Genomic DNA, 21703 nt, shown 5'->3' on the forward strand with positions numbered 1-21703 from the left:
CCGCCCACGGTCCTCCACGGGCCGTGGGCCTACGTCGGCGGGCGCATGCGGAAGTTGTACGTCGCCGGGAGCGGCCGGTGCGTTATGCGGGACCAGACCTCCGACAGGATCTCGTCGCCCTCGCGCAGGTCCGCCAGCTCGAAGCCGTCCTCGAACACCCGGCGGGCCGCGCCCACATGGCCCTCCGCCGCCAGCAGCCGCGCGGCCAGCAGGCGGAACCGCCCCTCCTCGCGGAGCGCCGGCCGCAGCCGGTCCCACACCGCACGCGCCGCCGGCAGGCGGCCGGCCGCCAGCAGCGTCGCCATCGCCTCCCGCCCCAGCGCGGACTCCGCGGCCGTCCACGGCTCCCCGCCCCGGCTCTCCTCGGCCAGGTCCCCGAAAGCCTCGGCGTACCGCTGCGCCGCCCGCGCCGGGTCGCCGGCCAGCGCGTCCGCCACGGCCAGGCAGCGCAGCAGGGGCCACCGCGAGGGCGCCAGCGCCAGCCCGCGCTCCCAGCTGCGCACCGCCTGCGCCACGTCCCCCGCGTGCCACTGGGCCACGCCCAGGTGGTACTCGGTCAGCGGATCCGCCGGAGCCGTCTCCAGCATGTCCCGCCAGTGCGGGGCGACCAGGCTGGGCCCCGGCGGCGCCACCCGCCGCGGGGCGGGGAAGACCCCGGTGCGCCACAGCTCCAGCCAGGGCGCCTGGTCCTCGCCGAGCCCGGCCTCCTCGAACGGGGTGCCGGGCAGTTCGTGGCCGCCGCACAGCACCTCCAGCGCGCCCCAGCCCGAGCCCGCCGCCAGCCGCTCCCCGGGTTCGGTGTCGGCGGACCCGAGCCACGCCCCGTACGCCTCCTCCACCCGCTCCCGGGGCAGGGCGGCCGCCAGGGCCGCCTCCGCGGCGGAGCGGGCCGAGGCCCAGTCGGGGCCGTGCACCGGCCCCGGGTCCGCGGTCAGCGGTCCGTACGCCTCCAGCCAGCTGAACTCCGCCCCCGCCTCCAGCCGTACGTGCTCCAGCTGGGTCCGCGCGAGCCCGGCCTGGATCTCGGCGTAGCCACCGGTGCCGGGCTCGGTCAGCCACTCCTGCCAGCGCCGGCCGCCCTCCCCGGAGCCCCAGACGAACAGCTTGCGCCCGCGCAGCCGGGCCGTGGAGGTCTGGACGAGCCCGCGCCCCTGCGCGTCGAGCGAGGCGATCCACGGCCGGGCCCCGTCCTGGACCTCGTAGAAGAAATCGGCCGGGTACTCGCTGCGCAGCGGATACGTGCGGTCCTCGTCCTCCCAGCGCGGCACGGGGATCCGCCGCAGCGCCCGCTCGTACCCGAAGTGCCAGGCCTCGTCGGCGGGGGCGAGCACGCGGGTGCCGGGATCCTCCGGGACGGCGATGTTGGACCACCAGTACACGGGGGCGGTCCGTTCGTGCGGGTTGCGGACGCGGACGCCGACGTAGAGGAACTCCGAGTCCTCCGGCAGCCACAGGTCCACCTGGAAAGGCAGGTCGCGCAGCCGCTCCCACTCCCAGAGCCGGACCATCACACCCCCGTCGGGCGCCGGTACGAGCGCGGCGTGCAGCGGAGCACAGGAGAGGGTGGTGTGGCCGGTGGCGCCGATGTTCCACTCGATGCCGCCCGAGAACCACGCGCCGTTGAGGGCGAAGTTGGCGGGCTGGAACACCGGGTTGCGGTAGAGGAGTTCACGACCGGTGGGCACGTGCACGAGCGAGTGGACCCGGCCGCCGAGTCCGGGCAGCACGGTGACCCGCAGGTGTGCGTTCTCGATGACCACGGCCTCGAACTCGCGCTCCTGCCTGCGCCGCCGGTACCCGTCGCGCAGCCGTACGGGCAGCAGGGAGCGCAGCGGCTCGTACCCGACCTGCCGGGCCATGTCGCGCGGCAGCCCCTCGCGCGACCGCTCGTCGAGGGTGTGGGCGTCGGCGGGCGCGCGCAGTACGGGCAGCGGGTTCTCGGGGCCCAACGGGGCTGCGGGCAGGATCAGTACGGCGCGGCGGACGGTGGTGGCCATGCAGGAAATGGAACACGCAGGGACGGCCGGTGCACAGGGGTTCCGCGGATCACCACCGGTCAGGATTACGCAAAGCCCTGGCCGGAGCGCTACGCGCCGGGCATCTCGGCGGTGATCGCCCAGCGTTCATGGTCGCGCCAGGACCCGTCGACGAAGAGGAAGTCCGGCGAGAACCCCTCCTTCCGGAATCCGGCTCCGCGGACCAGCGCGAGGGAGGCCGCGTTGCCCGGCTGGATGTTGGCCTCCAGGCGGTGCAGTCCAAGGCCGCCCTCGTCCCCTGCGGCGAAGGCGTGCGCGACGACGAGCCCCAACGCCTCGCGGAACAGGCCCCGCCCGGCGGCGTGCGCGAAGGCGCCGTAGCCGAGCGCGCCGCAGTCGAAGGCCCCGTAGACGATGTTGTTGATGTTGACGAAGCCCGCGATGGCCCCGGTCCCGCGCTCGCAGACCAGGAAGCCCACCCGGCCGGCGCCCTCGATGAGCGGTGTCGCGTACGCCTCGTACTCCTCGGCCGTCGCCGGCGGGGACAGCCAGGGGTGGTGGAGGTGCCGGCTCTCGTGCACGCGTGCGGTGAACTCGGGGCCGTCGGCGAGCCGGAAGGGCCGCAGTCCGACGTGCTCCCCCTCGCGCAGGTACGTGGAATATGACATCCGCCCAGGCTATGAGCTGTGGCAGGCTACCCCGCGTGATCATCGACACGGACACCGAAGAACTGCTGCGCGCGGCGGTACGCAACAACGCCGAATGGTGCGCGGCGGTGAGCGGAGGCGGCACGTTCGCGGCCGACGCGTGGACCAGCGCCCGCCGCACCCCGCCGTACTACCCCGACGGCGTGACCCTGACCCGGTCGGCCCCGGCGGACGCGCTGCTGGCCGGGATGGACACCGCTTCCCCCGGCTGCTCGGTCAAGGACAGCTACGCCGCGCTGGACCTCGCCCCGGCGGGCTTCGAGGTGCTGTTCGGCGCCGAGTGGATCCACCGGCCGGCGCAGGCGCCGGCGCCGGCCGCGTCCGCCCTGGCCTGGACCCGCGTGGCCGATGCCCGGGAACTGGCCGCCTGGGAGGCGGCGTGGGGCGGCGGGGAGGGCACCGGCCTGTTCCACCCGGGCCTGCTCACGCCGGAGATCGCCTTCCTCGCCGGGCGGTCGGCGGACGGGCGCGTCCTCGCCGGGGCCGCGGCCAACCGCACGGGCGCGGTCGTCGGCCTCTCCAACGTCTTCACGGCGGAGGGGACCCCCGACGACGAGGCCTGGGCGGGCGCCCTCACGGCCGTGGCCGAGCTCTGGCCCGGCCATCCCGTCGTCGGCTACGAGTCCGGGGAGGACCTGGACACGGCGCTGCGCCACGGCTTCGCACCGCTGGGCCCGCTCCGCGTCTGGCTGCACACGGCCTAGGCGAACGGCCCGCAAGCCCTGGGGCGGCCCGCCGCCAGCCGCGCTGCTAAAATTGGGTGATTCTGCCCAAATCGGGTTGGGGTGAGTGCATGAGGACCTCCCGAGCGCGCCGCCGCACGGCCCTGCTGGCGCCCTGCGTGGCCCTCCTGATCGCGGGGGGCGGCATTCCGATCGGTGCGGCGGCCCTCGGGATGCCGCGCGCCGACCCGTCGCCCACGCCCGCTCCCGCGCCGACGATGACCGCCCCCGCCCCCACCCGGATCCCCCCGCCCCTGAAGCCCATCCGGCCGGCCGCCTTCCAGGCCGCCGTCGACCGCGCGGCGAAGAAGCTGACGGTGCCCGGCGCGGTGGTGGTGCTGCGTACCCCGCAGGGCACCTACCGGGCGATCAGCGGCACGTCGGAGCTGGGCAAGGCCGAACCACCCGCCACGGACGACCACTTCCGGATCGCCTCCAACACGAAGACCATGACGGCGGCGCTGATCATGCTCCTCGCCCGGGACGGCAGGCTCCGGCTCACCGACCCGGTGTCCGCCTACGTCCCGGGAGTGCCGAACGGCGAACGCATCACCCTCGCCGCACTGCTGAAGATGCGCAGCGGGCTCCACGACTACACCGGCGCACCCGAACTCGCGGCGACGCTGGACGCCGACCCGGGCAAGGCCTGGACCCCGCAGGAAGTCCTGGCCATCGCCTTCCGGCATGCGCCGGACTTCGCGCCCGACGCGTCCTACGCGTACAGCAACACCAACTACGCCCTGCTGGGCCTGGTCGCGGAGAAGGCCGGCGGCCGGCCCCTGGCCCGGCAGTTCCGGGACCGGCTGTTCGCCCCGCTCGGACTGAAGGGGACGTTCCTGCCGGCCGCCGGAGACCGCTCCCTGCCCGAACCCGCCGCGCACGGCTACATGTACGGCGGTTCGGTCTACGCCCTGGGCGACGACCCGTACCCGGCCGCGATGCGCGAGGCGGCGCAGACGGGGAAGCTGCGGCCCGTCGACTACACCCGCCAGAACCCCTCCTACGCCACCGCCGCGGGCGGGGCCGTCTCCACCGCCGACGACCTGGCCACCTGGATCCGCTCCCTGGTGCGGGGCGAGGTCCTGGACCCCGCCTCCCAACAGCGGTGGCTCCGCAGCCCGCAGGCCGAGGACCCGGCGGCGCCCGACGGCCGGACGTACGGCTACGGCATCGCACGGCAGCGCTTCGGCCCGAACGCCGCGATGTACTACCACGGCGGTGAACTGCCGGGCTTCAACTCCTTCATGGGCCACGACCCGGCCAACGACGTCACGCTCGTCATCTGGACCAACCTGACCGTGGCCCCGGACGGCCGCACCACCGCCCAGGCCCTGCTGCCCACCGTGCTCAACCAGATCTACACGGGGCTCGACCTCCCGACGGGCTAGGGGGTGTCCGCAAAGTCCCGCCTGCCCCGCGGCGCTACTTTGCGGACACCCCCTAGGGCCGTTCAGGCTCCGTCGCCGGGTCCGGCTCCAGTGCCAACCGCGGGACGTCCGTCCGCTCGATGCCGAACACCTGCGCGTACAGGGAGAGTTCCGCCTCCAGTGCCCGGACCATGGTCTCCGCCCGCCGGAATCCGTGCCCCTCGCCCTCGAAGGCGACGTACGCGTGCGGCACCGGCCGCCCCCGCAGCGCGGCCAGGAACCGCTCCGCCTGGGCCGGCGGGCACACCGGGTCCTCCAGGCCCTGGAGCAGGACGAAGGGTGCGGTGATCCGCCCGGCGCGGGCCAGCGGCGAGCGCTCCCGGCACCGTACGGCCAGGGTCTGCGGGGGCCCCGCCAGGCCGTCGATGTAGTGGGACTCCAGGTCGTGGGTCTCCTCCGCGAAGCCCAGCAGGTCCAGCACGGGGTAGATGACCGTGCCGCAGGCGTACAGGTCGGTGGCCGCCAGCGAGGCCGCCGCCGTCCAGCCGCCCGCGCTGCCGCCGCGGATGGCCAGCCGGGCCGGGTCCGCGGTGCCCTCGGCGGCCAGCGCCCGGGCCACCGCCGCGCAGTCCTCCACGTCGACGACGCCCCACTGCTCGCGCAGCCGCTCCCGGTAGGCGCGCCCGTAGCCGCTGGAGCCCCCGTAGTTCACCTCGGCCACGCCGATGCCGCGGGAGGTGAAGTACGCGATGTGCAGGTCGAGTACGGGGGGCACGTGGTCGGTGGGGCCTCCGTGCGCCCACACCACGTACGGGGGCAGCTCGTCGGCGGGGGCCCGGCGCGCGGGGTGGTGCGGCGGGTAGACGTGGGCGTGGATCTCCCGGCCGCCGGGGCCGAGGAAGGTCCGGCTCTGCGGTTCCGGGTAGTACGCGGGGTCGACCGGGTCCACACCGGCCGCGCCGACCACCCGCGCGTGCCCGTCCTCGACGTCGAGCTCCACCACCTCGTAGGCGCTGCGGGGGCTGGCCGCGACCCCGTAGACGCGGTTGCCGTGCGCGGCGAGCGTCGGCTGCCAGGCCGTCCACGGCCCGGCGGCGTCCACCAGGTCGCCGCTCTCCGGGTCGAGGACGCCGAGCACGGAGGAGCCCTGGCCGTGCAGGACGGCGACGAGGCCTCCGGGGAGCGGGGCCAGCCAGCTCAGCCCGGGCTTCCACAGCGGGCCCCCGAACTCCTCCTCGCGCGGGCACAGGTTGACGGCCTCTCCGGTCGCCGGGTCCACCCGGTACGGGTTCCACCAGCCGCTGCGGTCGCTGACCGCGAGGAGCTCCCCGCCCGAGGTCCACTCCACCTGGGCGACGGCCTCCTCGGGGCCCCCGAGCACGGTGCGGGCCCCGGTCAGCGTTCCGTCGGGCTTGACCTCGGCGAGGCGCACCTCGGTGCCGTCCCACGGCATCCGGGGGTGGTCCCACACCAGCCAGGCCGCCCGCAGCCCGTCGGGGGACAGCCGGGGTCCGGTGGTGAACCGGTACCGGTCGTCGGTGAGTTCGCGTACGAGGGACCGGTCCTCGGCGGCCGAGCCGTCCAGCGGTACGGCGGCCAGCACCCGGCGCACGTCGGTCGGCGCCGGTCCGGTGAACTCCTCCAGGACGCACCAGACTTCCCCGTCGCGCAGGACGGGGTCCGCCCAGCGCAGCCCGCCGCCGACCGCGGAGACGGGGGTGAGGGGGCGCGGGGCGCCGCCGCCCCCGGGCGCGTCGGGCTCGTACGCGTACATCCGCTGGTCGGCGAAGTGGACGAACACCAACAGCGGCCCGCCCGCAGCCCGTTCGGTACCCGCCCAGGGGCGGCCGCCGTACTCGGTGACCCGGCTGCGGACGTTCCACGGGGCCGGCAGCACCGAGGCCTCCGGGCCGCCGTCGGCGGGCCGGCGCACCAGCGTGCGCCGGCCGCCCTCCGCCGGCCGGGGCTCGGTCCACCACACCTCGGGGCCGACGGTGCCCACGTACTCGGGCCGCCCGTCGAGCGAGGCGGCGACGGCCGCGTCGAGGGGCGAGGGCCAGCTGCCGTAGGGCCCGGTCGGCACCGCCATCACCGGATCACCATCACAGAGTCACCATCACGGGGTCACCATCACAGGGTCCGCAGTGCGTGGTCGAGGACGCGTACGCCGAAGTGCAGGGCGTCGACGGGGACCCGTTCGTCCACGCCGTGGAAGAGGGCCCAGTAGTCGAAGCCGGGCGGCAGCTTCAGCGGGGAGAAGCCGTATCCGGTGATCCCGAGCCGGGAGAACTGCTTGGCGTCGGTGCCGCCCGCCATGCAGAAGGGCACCACGTGCCCCTCGGGGTCGAAGCGCTCCACCGACTCGCGCAGGATCCCGAACGTCCGCCCGTCCACGGGGGCTTCGAGGGCCACCTCGCGGTGGTGGAACTCCCAGGTGACATCGGGGCCGGTGAGCTCGTCGAGGGTGGCGATGAACTCGGCCTCGGTGCCGGGCAGCATGCGGCCGTCGACGTACGCGGTGGCCGTACCGGGGATGACGTTGAGCTTGTAACCGGCGCTGAGCATGGTCGGGTTGGCGCTGTTGCGCACGGTCGCCTCGACGAGGAGGCCGGCCGGGCCGAGCTTGCCGAGGACGGCGTCGAGGTCGAAACCGCGGGCGCGGGGGTCGACCGACAGGCCCTGGAGGGCGGCGAGCCGGGTGATGCACGCGGCGACGGTGGCGGTGAGCCGGACCGGCCAGCGGTACTCGCCGATCCGGGCCACGGCGCCGGCGAGCCGGCTGACGGCGTTGGCGCGGTTGGGCTTGGAACCGTGGCCGGCGGTGCCCTGGGCGGTCAACTTCAGCCAGGCGGTGCCGCGTTCACCGGCCGCGATCGGGTAGAGCGCCTGGCCCGGGCCGTTGTGCACGGTGAAGGCGCCGGATTCGCTCAGGCCCTCCGTACAGCCCTCGAAGAGGTGCGCGTGCCGGTCGGCGAGGAAGCCCGAGCCGTCGACGGCGCTGTCCTCCTCGTCGGCGGTGTAGGCGATCACGATGTCCCGCCGCGGCTTGACGCCCGCCCGCGCCCAGGCCCGTACGACGGCCAGCACCATCGCGTCCATGTTCTTCATGTCGACGGCGCCGCGGCCCCAGACCACCCCGTCGCGGATCTCCCCGGAGAAGGGGTCCACGCTCCACTCGGAGGCCTCGGCGGGGACCACGTCGAGGTGGCCGTGGACGAGGAGGGCCTCGGCCCCGGGGTCGGTGCCCTCGATCCGGGCCACCACGTTGGTGCGGCCGGGCGTGCGCTCCAGCAGGACCGGCTCCGCCCCGGCCGCGGCGAGCCGTTCGGCGACGTACTCGGCGGCGGGCCGCTCGCGGCAGTCGCCGCCGCCCCGGTTCGTGGTGTCGATGCGGATCAGGCCGGAGGTGAACTCGACGGCTTCGTCGAGCGCGAGCCGGTCGACGGGGGACCTCCGGTCCGCCGGGGACTCCTGGGTGACTGCGGGCATGTCAGCCATACTGCTCCTCCACGGCGGCCGAGACGACAGTCGTGACCGCCTTGAAGGTCCGGATCCCCTCGTACATCGTCTCGGTGGTGTACGCGACCCTGCGTTCCCCGAAGCGTTCGACGCCCGGGACCACGGTGGCGGACATCGCCAGGTGCGCGGCGTCGAACTCCAGCTCCACGGTGTACGGACCGCCGCGCACGGGGTCCCGGCGTACGGCCAGGGCCGTGGCCTCCTTGGCGGCGGCCCGGATCTCGGCGGCGGTACGGGCGGGGGTGCGGCACACGGCGGCGTAGCGGGAGACGTGGTCCTTGACGGCGACCTTCATCGCGTCCGGCGCGTAGCCGTCGGCGTCGACGCAGGTCAGGTCGTCGCCGGTGACGAGGATGACGGGTACTCCGTACTCGGCGACGACGTGCGCGTTGAGCAGTCCCTCGCTCGCCCGGGTCCCGTTCAGCCAGACCCCGGTGATGGAGTTGGCGAGGTAGGTGTGCGCGAGGACCCCCTCGGAGCCGGCGCCGGTGTGGTAGCCGACGAACGCGATGCCGTCGACGTCGCCGTGCTGGACCCCCTCGACCATGGTGAGGGTCTTGTGGCGGCCGGTGAGCAGCTCGGCCCGCTCGTCGAGCCGTTCCAGCAGCAGGTTCCGCATGCTCCAGTGGGCCTCGTTGATGAGGACCTGGTCGGCGCCGCCGTCGAGGAAGCCGAGGACGGCCGCGTTCACGTCGGAGGTGAACATGGGGCGGCAGCGCTCCCACTGGGGGGTGCCGGGCAGGACGTCGCCGGGCCAGGTGACGCCCGTGGCGCCTTCCATGTCGGCGGAGACGAGGATCTTCATCGGGCCCCCCGGGCGGTCGGCTGCGCACGACGCGTCACCGCAGGGCGGCCGGCACGGACCAAGGCACCCGGGCGAGCCTGCACGCTGCTTCCGCGCAGGCTTCCAGCCTAGCCGCCGGGGCCCGCTCCGGCCCGGGGCCACGCCCGGGCCGGGGGCTCGCATCGCTCGGGAAATCCACCCGATCCGGTGAGCCGCCCGGCGCGGGAGGCGGGGCGTGCGGCAGGGCCGGCGGAAGGTCCGGCGGCAGATCCGGCGGCAGATCCGGTGCGAGGCAACCGCCTTGCTCAGCCCTCGACTTCGGTGGCCAGGTTGGCCAGCAGGGTGTCGTAGATGCGGCCGAGGCCCTTGGGGGCGAAGGTGCGCTCGAAGAAGCCGCCGATGCCGCCGGCGCCGTTCCAGACGGTGGTGACCACGGCCTTGGACTTGCCCTCGCCGGCCGGGGTGACCACCCAGGTGGTGACCATGGTGGAGTTGCGGTCCTTCTCCACGAGCTGGCCGTCGGTCGGCTCGGTGACCTCCAGCAGGCAGTCGCGCACGCGCTTGCTGGTGGCCTGGAGCTTCCAGTGGACGAGGGTGCCCTCGCCGTCGCCGCCCTCGCGCACCTCGTACTCGCTGAAGTGCTCCGGCAGCAGCTTCCCCCGGGTCCCGGTGTAGTCCGCCAGCGCGTCGAACACGGTCTCCGCGTCGGCCGCGATGATCCGCTCCGTGGTGGCCTCGACCTGCGCCATAGCTGTTCCTCCAGCAGTTGTTTCCGCTCGTCGCGGCAAGCCAACCACCTCCGGGTCACGCGCCCAAATCCGGGGGGCTCCCCGCCCTCCCCGGCGCGACCCGCGGCCTCACTCCGGGAAAGGCTCAGGCCCGGGCCAGGATTTCGCCGTTCAGGACCGAGAACCAGGCGTCCGGGGAGGCGGCCCAGCGGTGCCAGGACCCGGCGATGGCGTCCAGGCCGGCCGCGGTCGCGTGGCCGCCGCGCGTCGCGACGGAGGCGTACGACGAGGCCGTCGTGCGGTCCGCCCAGAGGGAGGACCACCACGCGGTCTCCTCCGCCGTGGCGTAGCACCAGGCCGTCGCCGACGAGGCGACCTCCGTGAAGCCGGCCGCCCGCGCCCAGGACAGCAGGCGGCGCCCGGCGTCCGGTTCGCCGCCGTTCGCGCGGGCCACGCGGCGGTACAGCTCCAGCCACTCGTCCAGGCCCGGCTCGGCCGGGTGCCAGGTCATCGCCGCGTAGTCCGCGTCCCGGGCGGCCACGATGCCGCCCGGCCGGCACACCCGGCGCATCTCGCGCAGCGCCCGTACGGGGTCGCCGACGTGCTGGAGCACCTGGTGGGCGTGGACCACGTCGAAGGAGTCGTCCGGGAAGTCCAGCGCGTGGACGTCCGCGGTGGCGAAGGTGACCGCGTCGGCCAGGCCGCGCCCCGCCGCGTACTCGGCCGCCTGCTTAAGGACGTCCCCTGCCGCGTCGACCGCCGTCACCCGGCCGCCCGGCGCGACCAGTTCGGCCAGGTCCGCCGTGATGGTGCCCGGACCGCACCCCACGTCCAGGACCGACATCCCCGGCCGCAGCTCGCCGATCAGGTACGCCGCCGAGTTCGCGGCGGTGCGCCAGCGGTGCGAGCGCAGTACGGATTCGTGGTGCCCGTGCGTGTAGACGGCGGTTTCCTTCTTCTCCCCGGTGCTCATGAGCCGACTCCTCCTCGTCGTTGAAGCGTTGTGATCACCGTAGGGGATTCGTTCGATGGATGAGATATGCGTTTTGACATGTGGACAACACCCTTGTGGGGCAAGGAGGCCGGGCAGGTCGGTGGCAGGGGGCGGGAGGGGCGAGGACAGTGGGCTCCAGAGATCCGGCCCCCTGGCAGAGGACGGTGAGAGCCATGCCGGACACGCTGCTCGAACAGCACGCCGAGGCCCTGCGGCTCTTCGGCGAGCGGGTGCGTGCCGTCGAGGACGGCCAATGGGGAGCCCCGACCCCCTGTACGGAATGGACCGTTCGCGACCTGGTCAACCACGTCACCGGCGAGCAGCTCTGGATCCCGCCGATGGTCACCGACGGGCGGACCGTCGAGGAGATCGGCGACGCGTTCTCGGGCGACGTGCTCGACGGGGACCCGGCCGCCGCCTGGGAGCGGGCGTCGGGCGCCGCGCACGCCGCGTTCACCGAGCCCGGGGCGCTGGACCGCACGGTCAGGCTCTCGTACGGGCCCGCGCTGGGCCGGGCCTACTGCGCGGAGCTGACCGCCGACTGCGTCGTGCACACCTGGGACCTCTCGCGGGGCATCGGCGCCGACGACCGGCTCCCGGACGGGCTGGTCGAGTTCGCGCTCAAGGAGGTCATGCCGTACGCCGACGGGCTCGCCGCCAGCGGCCTGTTCGCCGCGCCGCTGGACATACCGGCGGGCGCGGACGCCCAGACCCGGCTGCTGGCCCTGGTGGGCCGGAAGGGCTGAGCCACTGCGCCGACCGCCGGGGACGACAACAGGCGTGCCTGCACGAATCGCCGTATAAAGGGCATGGCCGAGCGGGTCGGCGTCACGGGTACGCAACGGGGAAGGCGGGGCGAGGTGTCGGGGATGCAGCGCACGGCCGAGGGCCGCGGTCCGGTCCGCTACGGGCCGCCCGCGCCCCAGCCCGGCCTGCCCGTGCTCCCCGAGCTCACCGCCGCGATCGCCGCGGCCGCCGAGCGGTCCGCCCCCGAGCCCCCGGGCGGCGGGGAGCCCGTACGCGAGGCCGCCTGCCGGCACTGGGGGCGGCGCGGGCTGCCCACCGCGCCGGAGAACGTGGCCGCCGGGCCCGGCGCGCCCGCCCTGCTGCTGGCGCTGCTCGGCGCGTACGGGGGCGACGTGATGCTGCCCCGGCCGTGTCCCGCGTGGTGGACCCCGCAGGTCCGGCTGCTGGGACGGCGGGCCTACCACGTGCCGACCCCCGCCGAGTGCGGGGGCATCCCGGATCCGTACGCCCTGCTGGAGACCGTACGGCGGGTGCGTGCCGAGGGCGGCGATCCGCGCGTGCTGCTGCTGTCGGTGGCCGACGATCCCACGGCCACCGTGCCCCCGCCCGAACTGCTGCGGGAGGCCTGCGAGGCCGCCGGGGACGCCGGGCTGTTCGTCGTCAGCGACGAGAGCTGGCGCGACACCGTCCACCGGCCGCACGAAACCCTGGTCCTGAGCCCGGCCGAGATGCTGCCCGACCAGGCCGCCGTACTCCTCGACCTGTCCGGAGCGCTGCTGCCCGCCGGGTGGCCCGCGGCCGTGGTCCGCTTCCCCGGCACCCCGCGCGGCACCTGGCTGCGGGCCCGCACCCTCGACGTCCTCACCGCGACCGGGGCCCTGGTCGCCGGACCGGTCGCCGGGGCCGCGGCGTACGCGCTCGACGAACCCGACGCCGTCGCCGGGCGCGCCTACGCCGCGGCGGCGCTGCACGGGGTGGTCGCCGCGGCGGCCCACCGGGAGCTGCTGGCCGTCGGCGCGCTGGCCCGGCCGCCGCGGGCCGGGCGCCACCTGTACGCCGACCTGACCCCGCTGCGTGCCGGGCTGGCCCGGCACGGGGTCCGCGACGCGATGGAACTGGAGGACTACCTCGGCGGCCGGCTCGGCGCGCCCACCCCGGGCGGACAGCGCTTCGCCGACGACCTGGGCGCACTGCGGGTCCGCCTCTCGACGGGCCCGCTGCTCGGCGCCACCCCGCAGGAGCGGCTCGCCGCGCTCACCGCGCGCGACCCCCTCGGCCTCCCGCACGTACGGCGCTCCCTGGACCTCCTCGGATCGGTCCTGGCCGGACTGAGCTCCTGACCTGACCGAAACGAGCCCGCTGTGCGGTGAACGGAGAGCTCTTGATGAGGGATCGGACGCAAACCCCCGCACACCCGGGCCACGCGGACGCGGCGCGCCGGGACACCGCGGCCCGCGACGACACCGCGGCCCATGGCGACACCGCGGCCCATGGCGGTACCGCGGCCCATGGCGGTACCGAGGCCCGCGGCGGCACCGCGCCCCGCCCGACGGCCCGCCCGCCCCGCCCCGCCCCCGGCCGTCCGGGCCCCGCCCCCGCCGCGCCGCGGGCGCTGGGGGAGGCGCGGAGCTGGCCGCGGTCCTTCGCCGACCGGCTGACCACCCCGCTGCCCGGGGTGCGGGCCTTCGCCCGGCTCGCGCGCGAGGGCGCGTTCCGGCCCGGCCCCGACGGGCTGCGCGGCATCCCCGACCTCCCGTACGACCCCGCCCCGCTGCCCGCGGCCGGCCCCGGGACGCTCTGCGCCACCTGGGCGGGCCACGCCAGCTGGGTGCTGCGGATCGGCGGTCTCACCGTACTGACGGACCCCGTCTGGTCGCGGCGCATCCTCGGCACCCCGGCGCGGATGACCCCGGTCGGCGTGCGCTGGGAGGAGCTGCCGCCGGTGGACGCGGTGGTGATCAGCCACAACCACTACGACCACCTCGACGCCCCCACCCTCAAGCGGCTGCCCCGGCACACCCCGCTCTTCGTCCCGGCGGGCCTGGCCCGCTGGTGCCGGCGGCGCGGCTTCAGCCGGGTCACCGAGCTCGACTGGTGGGAGTGCGCCGAACTGGGCGGCGTACGGTTCGACTTCGTCCCGGCCCACCACTGGTCGAAGCGCTCGCTGCTCGACACCTGCCGGACGCTGTGGGGCGGGTGGGTGCTGAGCGACGTGCGGTCCGCGCAGACACCGAAGAAGGTGTACTTCGCGGGGGACACCGGATACGGGCACTGGTTCGGCGAGATCGGGCGGCGCCACCCGGGGATCGACCTGGCGCTGCTGCCGATCGGGGCGTACGCGCCGCGGTGGTGGCTGAGGGACGTCCACGCCGATCCGGAGGAGGCCGTCCAGGCCTGCCGGGACGTGGGGGCGCAGCGGATGGCGCCGATGCACTGGGGCACCTTCGTACTGTCGGCGGAGCCGGTGACGGAACCGCTGGAGCGGGTCCGGGCGGCCTGGAATCGCGCCGGTCTGCCCCGCGAGGACCTCTGGGACCTCCCCGTCGGCGGCTCGCGCGCGCTCCGGGCCGTGTGACCCGGCCCCGGCCACCGGGTCCCGGTGCCTACTTGCTCTGCAGGCTCCCCAGCGGGTCGGGGTCGGTCGCCAGGGCGGTGACCGCCGTCTGCCAGCCGGTGTCCGCGGGGTCGAGGGCGCTGCGGAGGTAGGCGGTGGTGAGCCGCTGCAGCAGGGCGACGCGGGCCGGGCTCTCGTCGGTCGTCTCGGCGACCTCCGTCCCCGGGATGCCGCCGAGGGAGTGTTCGGCGCCGAAGAGGGTGAGCAGGCTCTTGTCGGCCGGGCTGTAGGTGTAGGGGTCGGTGAACCAGTCCGGTCCGCGGGTGGACAGCGCGGAGTCGTCCTTGTCGCCGGCGACGATGAGGGCCGGGGCGGTCATCGTGTCGAAGGACGGCTTCAGGAAGGGCAGGTTCTCGGCGGCGAACGGGGTGAGGCTGTCGCCCAGACCGGTCAGGGCGAGCAGGACGCCCGCCGTGACGCGGGGGTCGGACATGTCCTCGCCGGGAACGCCGTCGGCGTCCAGGACCCGCGCGCCGAGCAGCACGCTCGCGCTCTGGGCCCCCCAGGAGTGGCCGGCCACGGCGACGCGGCCGTGGTCCACGCGGCCGCCGAGGCCCGGTACGGCCGCTTCCAGGACCTCGAGTCCGTCGAGCACGAGCGTGAGGTCCTCGACGCGGGTGCGCCACATCCGCGGCGTACGGGGGTCCTCGTGCGGGATGGCGAGCGTCCGGGAGTCGAGGTGGGTGGGCTGGACGACCACGAAGCCCTGGGCGGCCCAGTGGTCGGTGAGCGGGGCGTAGCCGTCCATCGACCAGCCGAAGCCGTGCGAGAAGACGATGACGGGCAGGTCGCCGCCGGTGGCGGGGGCGCTGACGCGGACCTGGAGGTCCTCGCCGCGGCCGTCCGGGGCCGGCAGGAGGACCGGCTTGGCGGACACCACCGTGACGGGCGCGTCCGCGGTCCGGCGGGTGTTCGCGGAGTTCGATGGGGACATGGGAGTGCCTTCCGTTCGGTTCTGCGCGCTCGGGTGCGAGGGGACCGGCCGTCCGTCGCGGACGGCGGGCTGCCTGGTGGGCACCGCCCCGGTCTGCCATCATGGCTGAACCGGAACCTCGCTCCGCTAACGATACGGAGCGCTGTTCCGCTTTGCAAGCCACCGGTTCAGGGAAGGAGTGCCGCGTGAACGACAGCGGCCAGAACACGGGCGGCCCGGCCGCGTCCAAGCGCAAGGACGCCCGGCGCAACCAGCAGACCCTGCTGGACGCGGCCGCCGCCGTCTTCGTCACCTCGGGCGTCGAGGCGCCCGTACGGGACATCGCGGCCGAGGCCGGGGTCGGGATGGGCACGATCTACCGGCACTTCCCCACCCGGGCGGACCTCGTCATCGCCGTCTACCGCCACCAGGTCGAAGCCTGCGCGGAGGCCGGACCGGCCCTCCTGGCGGCGGGACCGACCCCGCACGCCGCCCTCGGGCGGTGGGTCGGGCTCTTCGTCGACTTCCTGGTCACCAAGCACGGGCTCGCCGCCGCGATGCAGGCAGACAACGCCGGCTTCGAGACGCTGCACGCCTACTTCCTCGACCGCCTCGTGCCCGTCTGCACCGAGCTGCTCGACGCCGCCGCCGCGGCGGGCGAGATCCGCTCCGACCTCACCGCCTACCAGCTCATGCGGGGCATCGGGAACCTCTGCATCGGCGCCGAGACCGACTCCCGCTACGACGCGCGCCGACTGGTCGAGCTCCTCGTCGCGGGGCTCCGCGAGCCGCACCGGCCCTGACCGGCCGCTAGCGGCCTCGGAGGCGGCGCCAGAGCGACGGGGCCGCGCTGATCAGCAGGGTCACGGCGACCGCCAGCGCCACCCCCTTCCACGGCTCCGAGAACAGCGAGCCGCCCAGGATGCCGATCAGACCGTACGTCGCCGCCCAGGCGAGGCAGGCCGGGGCGTCGCCGCGGGCGAACCGGCGCAGCGGGAGCCGGGCCAGCAGGCAGGCCAGCATCACCGGGATCCGGCCCGCCGGGACCAGCCGGGAGACCACCAGGACCAGCACCCCGTGCTCGTCCAGCTTCCGCTGCGCCCGGGCCAGCCGCTCGGGCGTCGCCCGCCCCCGCAGCGCCTCCAGCCACCGCGAGCCGCCCCGGGACCGCACCCCGCGCTGCCCCAGCCAGTACAGCGCCAGGTCCCCGACGAATGCGGCCACCGCCGCCACGCCGAACACCAGCAACACCCCGAACGGCAGCGACGGCTGATGGAACGCCACCACTGCCGCCGTGCTCACCAGCGCCCCCGTCGGGATCACCGGCACCAGCGCCCCCAGCGCCACCAGCACGAACAGCGCCGGGTACCCCACCGCCTGCCGGGTGGTCTCCGGCGGCACCTGGCCGGCCGCCGCCGCCACCGCGACCCCGATCCCGTGCCCGATGCCGCGCCCCGGCCCGTGCCCCGTCACGGCAGCCGGACCCGTTCGCCGTGGCCGGGCACCCGTACCGTCACCTTCGGCGCCAGCTGCCGGGCCCGCCGCACGAACTCCTCGCCCGGCGAGTGGAATTCGTGCGGCCGCACCGCGTCCAGCCCGATCGGCCAGTACGTCCCGTAGTGCACCGGCACTGCCGCCGCCGGTGCCAGCGCGGCCAGTGCCCGCGCCGCCCCGCCCGGGTCCAGGTGCCCCGGCCCCAGGTACGGGCCCCAGCCGCCGACCGGCAGCAGGGCCACGTCCACCGGCCCGACCTCCTCGGCCATCGCCTCGAACGGCCCGGTGTCCCCGGCGAAGTACGTCCGCGCCGAGCCCTGGACCACGTACCCGAGCGCCGGCGCGAGACGCGGCCCGAACGGCAGCCGCCGCCCGTCGTGCCGGGCGCTGACCGCCCGCACCCGTACGCCCGCCCGTACGCCGACCTCGTCGCCCGGTGCCACCTCCGTGACGGGCAGTCCGCGCGCCGCCGCCACCCGGGCGAGCCCCGGCAGCGCGCGGGGCGCCCCGCGCGGCACCAGCAGCCGGGTCCCGGGCGCCAGCCGGGCCAGCGAGGGCAGGTGCAGGTGGTCGGCGTGCAGGTGCGACACCAGCACCACGTCCGCCTCGGCCGCCTCCGGCGGGGGCGGCGCCCCGCGCCGCCGCCGCAGGTGCGCGAGGCGCCGGGCGAACAGCGGGTCCGTCAGCAGCCGCACCCCGGAGTCCTCGACCGTGCAGGTGGCATGGCCCCACCAGGTGATCTCCACCGGCACCCGGCCTCCCCGTCGCTCGTGCGTACCCCTGGATCCTGCCCCGCCCGATCGCCCCGAAGCGAAGTCCGCAGCCCCCTCCTCCCGGGCCGCGGATCGGAGTAGGGTCGGGCGGCATGGATGAGCTGCGCGTGGCCGCTATCGCCAGCCTGGCCCCGCTCGAGGATCTGGATGCCGACCCCTTCGCCGTCGACACCCGCAGCCAGCAGGCCATGTGCGCCCGCTGGGCGGCCGAGCAGGGCTACGTCGTGACAAGGACGCTGCTCTTCTACGGACTGCGCGCCGACCACTGCGGGCTCTGGTGCGACGTCGACGCCGGGCAGGTCGACCTGTTCGTCGTCCCCAACCGCCGGGTCCTGGCCCGCGCGCTGCGCTCCGTCGGGGAGTTCACCGCCGAGTGCGAGCGGCGCGGCGTACGCCTGGAGACCGCCGGCCTCGCCGAGCCGCAGTACACCTCCGCCATGAAGGCCGAGGTGCACCGCCGCCTGTCCATGCCGACCGCCGGCTACGACGGCACCTAGCGGGTGTCCGGCGAGCGCGAGCGCCCCGCGCTCCCGGCCGGCTCCGTTCGCACCTCCGTGCGCCACCCCCGCCACCCCGCCGGGTCCGCCGCGCTGTGCGACGCTGGAGGGTGCGGCCGGGACCGCGGGCGGGGCGCGGATCCGGGGGAGACACGAGGCGGTACGGCGTGTGGCGAGGACGGTGGCGGACCACGGGCAGCGCCCTGGTACGGGTGATCCTCGTCTGGGCGGTGTCCACCCTCACGATGCTCGCGCTCGCCGGCATCCTCCCCGACTTCCGGCTCCGGTCCGGCGACGGCGACAGCGTCACCGAGATAGGGCTGACCGCCGCCTGGGGCGCCGGGGCCTTCGGCCTGCTGAGCGCGCTGGTGTGGCCGGTGCTGGTCCGGGCGCTGCTGCTGGTGCCCGCCCTGGTGCTGGGCCTGCTCGTCTTCTTCCTCAACGGCTCGCTGCTCCTGCTCGCCCTCAGCCTGATCCCGTCCGGCCGCGGAGAAGTCGCCCCGGAGACCGCCGTGGTGGTGGCCGCCGTGATGTCCGCCGTCGCCTCCGCGACCTCGACGGCTCTCGCCGTGCGCGACGACGAGGCGTACCGGCGCCGGCTCTACCGGCTCGCCGACCGGCGCCGCCGGCGTACCCGGCTCAAGGGCGCCCCGGGTGCCGGCCCCGGCGCCCCCGGCCTGGTCTTCCTCCAGCTCGACGGGGTCGGGTACGAGACGCTGCGGCACGCGGCCGGCAACGCTCTGATGCCCACGGTGGCGGGCTGGCTGGACGGCAGCCACCGCATCACGGCCTGGCGCACCGACTGGTCCAGCCAGACCGGCGCCAGCCAGCTCGGCATCCTGCACGGCTCCACCTTCGACGTGCCCGCCTTCCGCTGGTACGAGAAGGACACCGGCGAGGTGGTGGTCTGCAACCGGCCCACCAGCGCAGCCGAACTCCAGCGCCGGGCCGTCGCCCGCACCGGGGACGGGGGACTGCTCACCCTCGACGGGGCGAGCCGGGGCAACCTGTTCAGCGGCGGCGCCGACCAGCTGGCCCTCGTCCTGTCGGTCTCGGCGCGGCGGGGCCGGGCCAACCGGTCCCGCGCGGGCTACTTCGCGTACTTCTGCGACCCGGCCAACGCCGTCCGCACCGCGCTGTCCTTCGTCGCCGAGGTCGCCCGGGAGATCGGCCAGTCGCTGCGGGCCCGGCTGCGCGCGGAGCGGCCGAGGGTGGCCCGCGGCGGGCTGTACCCGCTGATCCGCGCCTTCGCGACGGTGGTCGAACGGGACGTCGTCGTGGCGGCGGTGATCGGTGACATGCTCGCGGGGCGCGCCGCGGTCTACGCGGACCTGGTGGCCTACGACGAGGTGGCCCACCATTCGGGGCCGCACGGCCGGGACACCGAGCGGGTGCTGGCCCGGCTCGACCGCAGCCTCGCGCTGATCGCCCGCGTCGCCGAGCACGCACCCCGGGAGTACCGGATCGTGCTGCTCTCCGATCACGGCCAGAGCCCGGGGGAGACCTTCCTCGGCCGGTACGGGCTGACCCTGAAGGACCTGGTCCGCGCGGGCTGCGGGCTGCCGGTCTCCCGCCGGGCCGGCCGCACCCGCAGCGGCGCCGAGGCCCGCGCCGCGGTGCTCGCGGCCCTGCACCGGCCGGTGGAGGAGGGTGCCGGGGCCCACCCGGAGCGGGGGCCGGACCCGGTGGTGCTCGCCTCGGGCAACCTCGGGCTGATCTCCTTCCCGGACGTACGGGGGCGGGCCTCGCGGGAGCGGATCGAGCGGGCGCACCCGGCCCTGCTGGCGACCCTGGCCAACCACCCGGGCATCGGCTTCCTGCTGGTGGACGGGGAGGTGCTGGGCCCGGGCGGGGCGGTGGCCCGCCTCGACGAGCCGGGAGCGGCGCAGGAGCTGCTGGCCCGGTTCGGACCGGGCGCGGAGCAGGCGGTCCGGCGGACCGATGCCTTCCCGCACGTGGCCGACGTCATGGTGAACTCGGCGTACGACCCGCTGACCGGCTCGGTGCACGCCTTCGAGGAGCAGATCGGCTCGCACGGCGGCCTGGGCGGGGAGCAGGGGCGTCCGTTCCTGATGTGGCCGACGGAGCTGTCGGAGCCGGAGCCGGACCTGGTGGGCGCGGAAGCGGTGCACGAGGTGCTGCGGCGCTGGCTGCGGGAGGCGGACGGCCCCCAGGTGCCGCTGGCCCCGCAGGTGATCGCGGCGGCGGGGAACCTCCCGGCGGACCCCGCGGGGCAGTCGGTGGAGGAACCCCGGCCCGCGGGCGGAAATGGCGGAAGCCTTCCTTCCGCAGGGGTGCCCTCACGGGACGAAATCCGCTGATTTTGTGCCGTCTTCACCCTGGTCAACCATGTGTTGACCCTGCCCAGCATGTGAGACATTCCGAGGCGCACCACCGATGACCAGCACCGCAACCCTGCCCGCCGAGACCGCCGCACCCCCGGAGCAGGGCCGCGACCCGCACGCCCGGCGCTTCGGCCTGCCGATCGCGACCTGCCTGGTCATGGGCAACATCATCGGCGGCGGCATCTTCCTGCTGCCCGCCTCGGTGGCGCCCTTCGGCACGATCAGCCTGGTCGCCTTCGGCGTGCTCACCGTCGGCGCGATCGCCCTCGCCCTGGTCTTCGGCCGGCTCGCGCAGCGGCTCCCGCAGACCGGCGGCCCCTACGTCTACGCCCGCGCCGCGTTCGGCGACTTCGCCGGATTCCTCGCGGCCTGGAGCTACTGGATCACCGCCTGGGTCTCCAACGCGGCCCTCGCGGTGGCGGCCGTCGGCTACCTCACCGTGCTCTTCCCGGCCATCGGCGGTCACAAGGCCGCGATGTGCCTGGCGGCCCTCGCCGTGCAGTGGCTCCCGGCGCTCGCCAACCTGGCCGGTACCCGGTACGTCGGGGCCGTCCAAGTGGTCGCCACCGTTCTGAAGTTCGCCCCGCTGCTGCTGGTCGCCGTCGGCGGGCTGTTCTTCTTCGACCCGGCCAACCTCGGCCCGTTCCGGGCCACCGGCCAGAGCCCGGTCGGCGCGGTCTCCGCGGCCGCGGCGATCCTGCTCTTCAGCTACCTCGGCGTGGAGTCGGCCGCCGTCAGCGCGGGCGAGGTCCGCGACCCCGCCCGCAACGTCGGCCGGGCCACGATCCTGGGCACCGTCGGCGCGGCCGCCGTCTACCTGCTGGGCACCCTCTCCGTCTTCGGCCTGGTCCCCCACGACCAGCTGGTCGCCTCGGAGGCGCCCTTCAGCGACGCCGTGAACGCCATGTTCTCCGTGGACGGAGGGGCCGGAGGCACCTGGGGCGGCACCCTCGTCGCCTGCGCGGCCGTGGTCTCGATGCTCGGCGCCCTCAACGGTTGGACCCTGCTCAGCGCGCAGACCCCGTACGCCGCGGCCCGCGACGGGCTCTTCCCGAAGGTCTTCGAGACGAGGAAGCGGGGCGTCCCGGTGGTCGGCGTGATCGTCACCGTCGCCCTGGCCTCCGGCCTGACGATCTACAACTACACGGCCGGCTCGGACGGGGTCTTCGAGATCCTCGTCCTGGTCACCACCTTCACGGCGACCGTGCCGTACCTGCTCTCCACCGCCGCGCAGATCCACTTCCTGCTCTCCGGGCAGGCCGAGCGCGTCCACCGCGGCCGCCTGGCCCGTGACGGGATCCTCGCCGCTCTGGCCTTCGGCTTCTCGATGTGGCTGGTCGCCGGCTCCGGCTACGCGGCCGTCTACCAGGGCGTCCTGTTCCTCTTCGCCGGCGTCCTCGTCCACGCCGCGATGTCCGCGCGCAAGCAGCGGGCCGAGCACCGGGCCGAGAGCGGTGCCGAGCACCGGGCCGCCGCCTGACCTGCGCGGTAGCGTGGAATGGGAGGACACGCAGGGGGCAGTA

At 75.3% G+C, this 21703-nt stretch carries 19 protein-coding genes; 9 read left to right on the plus strand and 10 right to left on the minus strand.

Going from position 1 to position 21703, the window contains the following annotated elements; genetic code table 11:
- Window positions 1-29: 29 nt before the first annotated feature.
- Window positions 30-1997 carry a DUF5107 domain-containing protein gene (locus ACFYZS_RS19540; protein ID WP_389013768.1) on the minus strand — a complete coding sequence of 656 codons (1968 nt, stop codon included), beginning with the start codon at window positions 1995-1997 and terminating at the stop codon, window positions 30-32.
- Between the two features lie 89 nt (window positions 1998-2086).
- Window positions 2087-2644 (minus strand): GNAT family N-acetyltransferase, encoded by a 558-nt coding sequence (locus tag ACFYZS_RS19545; protein WP_389013771.1) that lies wholly within the window; start codon window positions 2642-2644, stop codon window positions 2087-2089.
- A gap of 35 nt (window positions 2645-2679) precedes the next feature.
- Between ACFYZS_RS19545 and ACFYZS_RS19550 the strand changes: the two genes are divergently transcribed.
- Window positions 2680-3387: a hypothetical protein gene (locus ACFYZS_RS19550; RefSeq protein WP_389013774.1), complete on the plus strand. Its 708-nt coding sequence runs from the start codon at window positions 2680-2682 to the stop codon at window positions 3385-3387.
- Between the two features lie 89 nt (window positions 3388-3476).
- Complete coding sequence (locus tag ACFYZS_RS19555) at window positions 3477-4793, plus strand: serine hydrolase domain-containing protein (RefSeq protein ID WP_389013777.1); 1317 nt, start codon at window positions 3477-3479, stop codon at window positions 4791-4793.
- A 52-nt stretch (window positions 4794-4845) separates the two neighbouring features.
- Here the strand turns inward: ACFYZS_RS19555 and ACFYZS_RS19560 are convergent, their stop codons facing one another.
- From ACFYZS_RS19560 to ACFYZS_RS19580, 5 genes are all read right to left on the minus strand, one after another.
- Window positions 4846-6861 carry a prolyl oligopeptidase family serine peptidase gene (locus ACFYZS_RS19560; protein ID WP_389013780.1) on the minus strand — a complete coding sequence of 672 codons (2016 nt, stop codon included), beginning with the start codon at window positions 6859-6861 and terminating at the stop codon, window positions 4846-4848.
- A 41-nt stretch (window positions 6862-6902) separates the two neighbouring features.
- Window positions 6903-8261 carry a M20/M25/M40 family metallo-hydrolase gene (locus ACFYZS_RS19565; RefSeq protein ID WP_389013783.1) on the minus strand — a complete coding sequence of 453 codons (1359 nt, stop codon included), beginning with the start codon at window positions 8259-8261 and terminating at the stop codon, window positions 6903-6905.
- 1 nt (window position 8262) lies between these two features.
- Window positions 8263-9096: a M55 family metallopeptidase gene (locus tag ACFYZS_RS19570; RefSeq protein ID WP_389013785.1), complete on the minus strand. Its 834-nt coding sequence runs from the start codon at window positions 9094-9096 to the stop codon at window positions 8263-8265.
- Window positions 9097-9380: 284 nt separating this feature from the next.
- Entirely contained in the window at window positions 9381-9824 is a 444-nt protein-coding gene (locus ACFYZS_RS19575) for an SRPBCC family protein (RefSeq protein ID WP_366104841.1), read from the minus strand.
- 124 nt (window positions 9825-9948) lie between these two features.
- Window positions 9949-10776 (minus strand): methyltransferase domain-containing protein, encoded by an 828-nt coding sequence (locus ACFYZS_RS19580; protein ID WP_389013788.1) that lies wholly within the window; start codon window positions 10774-10776, stop codon window positions 9949-9951.
- Window positions 10777-10970: 194 nt separating this feature from the next.
- Between ACFYZS_RS19580 and ACFYZS_RS19585 the strand changes: the two genes are divergently transcribed.
- The 3 genes from ACFYZS_RS19585 to ACFYZS_RS19595 all read left to right on the plus strand — a co-directional run bounded on the left by ACFYZS_RS19585 (window position 10971) and on the right by ACFYZS_RS19595 (window position 14119).
- Window positions 10971-11543, plus strand: coding sequence for a TIGR03086 family metal-binding protein (locus tag ACFYZS_RS19585; protein ID WP_389013791.1), 573 nt, complete (start codon window positions 10971-10973; stop codon window positions 11541-11543).
- A 123-nt stretch (window positions 11544-11666) separates the two neighbouring features.
- Complete coding sequence (locus tag ACFYZS_RS19590) at window positions 11667-12884, plus strand: aminotransferase class I/II-fold pyridoxal phosphate-dependent enzyme (protein WP_389013794.1); 1218 nt, start codon at window positions 11667-11669, stop codon at window positions 12882-12884.
- Window positions 12885-12928: 44 nt separating this feature from the next.
- The gene (locus tag ACFYZS_RS19595) at window positions 12929-14119 is read left to right on the plus strand and encodes an MBL fold metallo-hydrolase (RefSeq protein WP_389013797.1); all 1191 of its coding nucleotides are present in this window, start codon (window positions 12929-12931) and stop codon (window positions 14117-14119) included.
- A gap of 28 nt (window positions 14120-14147) precedes the next feature.
- Here the strand turns inward: ACFYZS_RS19595 and ACFYZS_RS19600 are convergent, their stop codons facing one another.
- Window positions 14148-15092 (minus strand): alpha/beta hydrolase family protein, encoded by a 945-nt coding sequence (locus ACFYZS_RS19600; RefSeq protein WP_389013800.1) that lies wholly within the window; start codon window positions 15090-15092, stop codon window positions 14148-14150.
- A gap of 185 nt (window positions 15093-15277) precedes the next feature.
- Here ACFYZS_RS19600 and ACFYZS_RS19605 point away from each other — a divergent pair, with 185 nt between their 5' ends.
- Complete coding sequence (locus tag ACFYZS_RS19605; protein ID WP_389013803.1) at window positions 15278-15874, plus strand: TetR/AcrR family transcriptional regulator; 597 nt, start codon at window positions 15278-15280, stop codon at window positions 15872-15874.
- A gap of 7 nt (window positions 15875-15881) precedes the next feature.
- Here the strand turns inward: ACFYZS_RS19605 and ACFYZS_RS19610 are convergent, their stop codons facing one another.
- Together ACFYZS_RS19610 and ACFYZS_RS19615 are read right to left on the minus strand one after the other, a co-directional pair.
- Complete coding sequence (locus tag ACFYZS_RS19610; RefSeq protein ID WP_389014302.1) at window positions 15882-16493, minus strand: DedA family protein; 612 nt, start codon at window positions 16491-16493, stop codon at window positions 15882-15884.
- Between the two features lie 47 nt (window positions 16494-16540).
- Window positions 16541-17317, minus strand: coding sequence for an MBL fold metallo-hydrolase (locus ACFYZS_RS19615; RefSeq protein WP_389013806.1), 777 nt, complete (start codon window positions 17315-17317; stop codon window positions 16541-16543).
- A gap of 113 nt (window positions 17318-17430) precedes the next feature.
- Here ACFYZS_RS19615 and ACFYZS_RS19620 point away from each other — a divergent pair, with 113 nt between their 5' ends.
- From ACFYZS_RS19620 to ACFYZS_RS19630, 3 genes are all read left to right on the plus strand, one after another.
- On the plus strand, window positions 17431-17835 hold the full coding sequence (locus ACFYZS_RS19620; RefSeq protein WP_389013809.1) for a hypothetical protein: 405 nt from the start codon (window positions 17431-17433) through the stop codon (window positions 17833-17835).
- A gap of 167 nt (window positions 17836-18002) precedes the next feature.
- Window positions 18003-20156, plus strand: a complete 2154-nt coding sequence (locus tag ACFYZS_RS19625) for a phage holin family protein (protein ID WP_389013812.1) — start codon at window positions 18003-18005, stop codon at window positions 20154-20156.
- Window positions 20157-20232: 76 nt separating this feature from the next.
- On the plus strand, window positions 20233-21660 hold the full coding sequence (locus tag ACFYZS_RS19630) for an amino acid permease (RefSeq protein ID WP_389013815.1): 1428 nt from the start codon (window positions 20233-20235) through the stop codon (window positions 21658-21660).
- Window positions 21661-21703: the final 43 nt, after the last annotated feature.

It is taken from the genome of Streptomyces sp. NPDC001903 (assembly GCF_042891345.1).
Classification (GTDB): Bacteria; Actinomycetota; Actinomycetes; order Streptomycetales; family Streptomycetaceae; genus Streptomyces.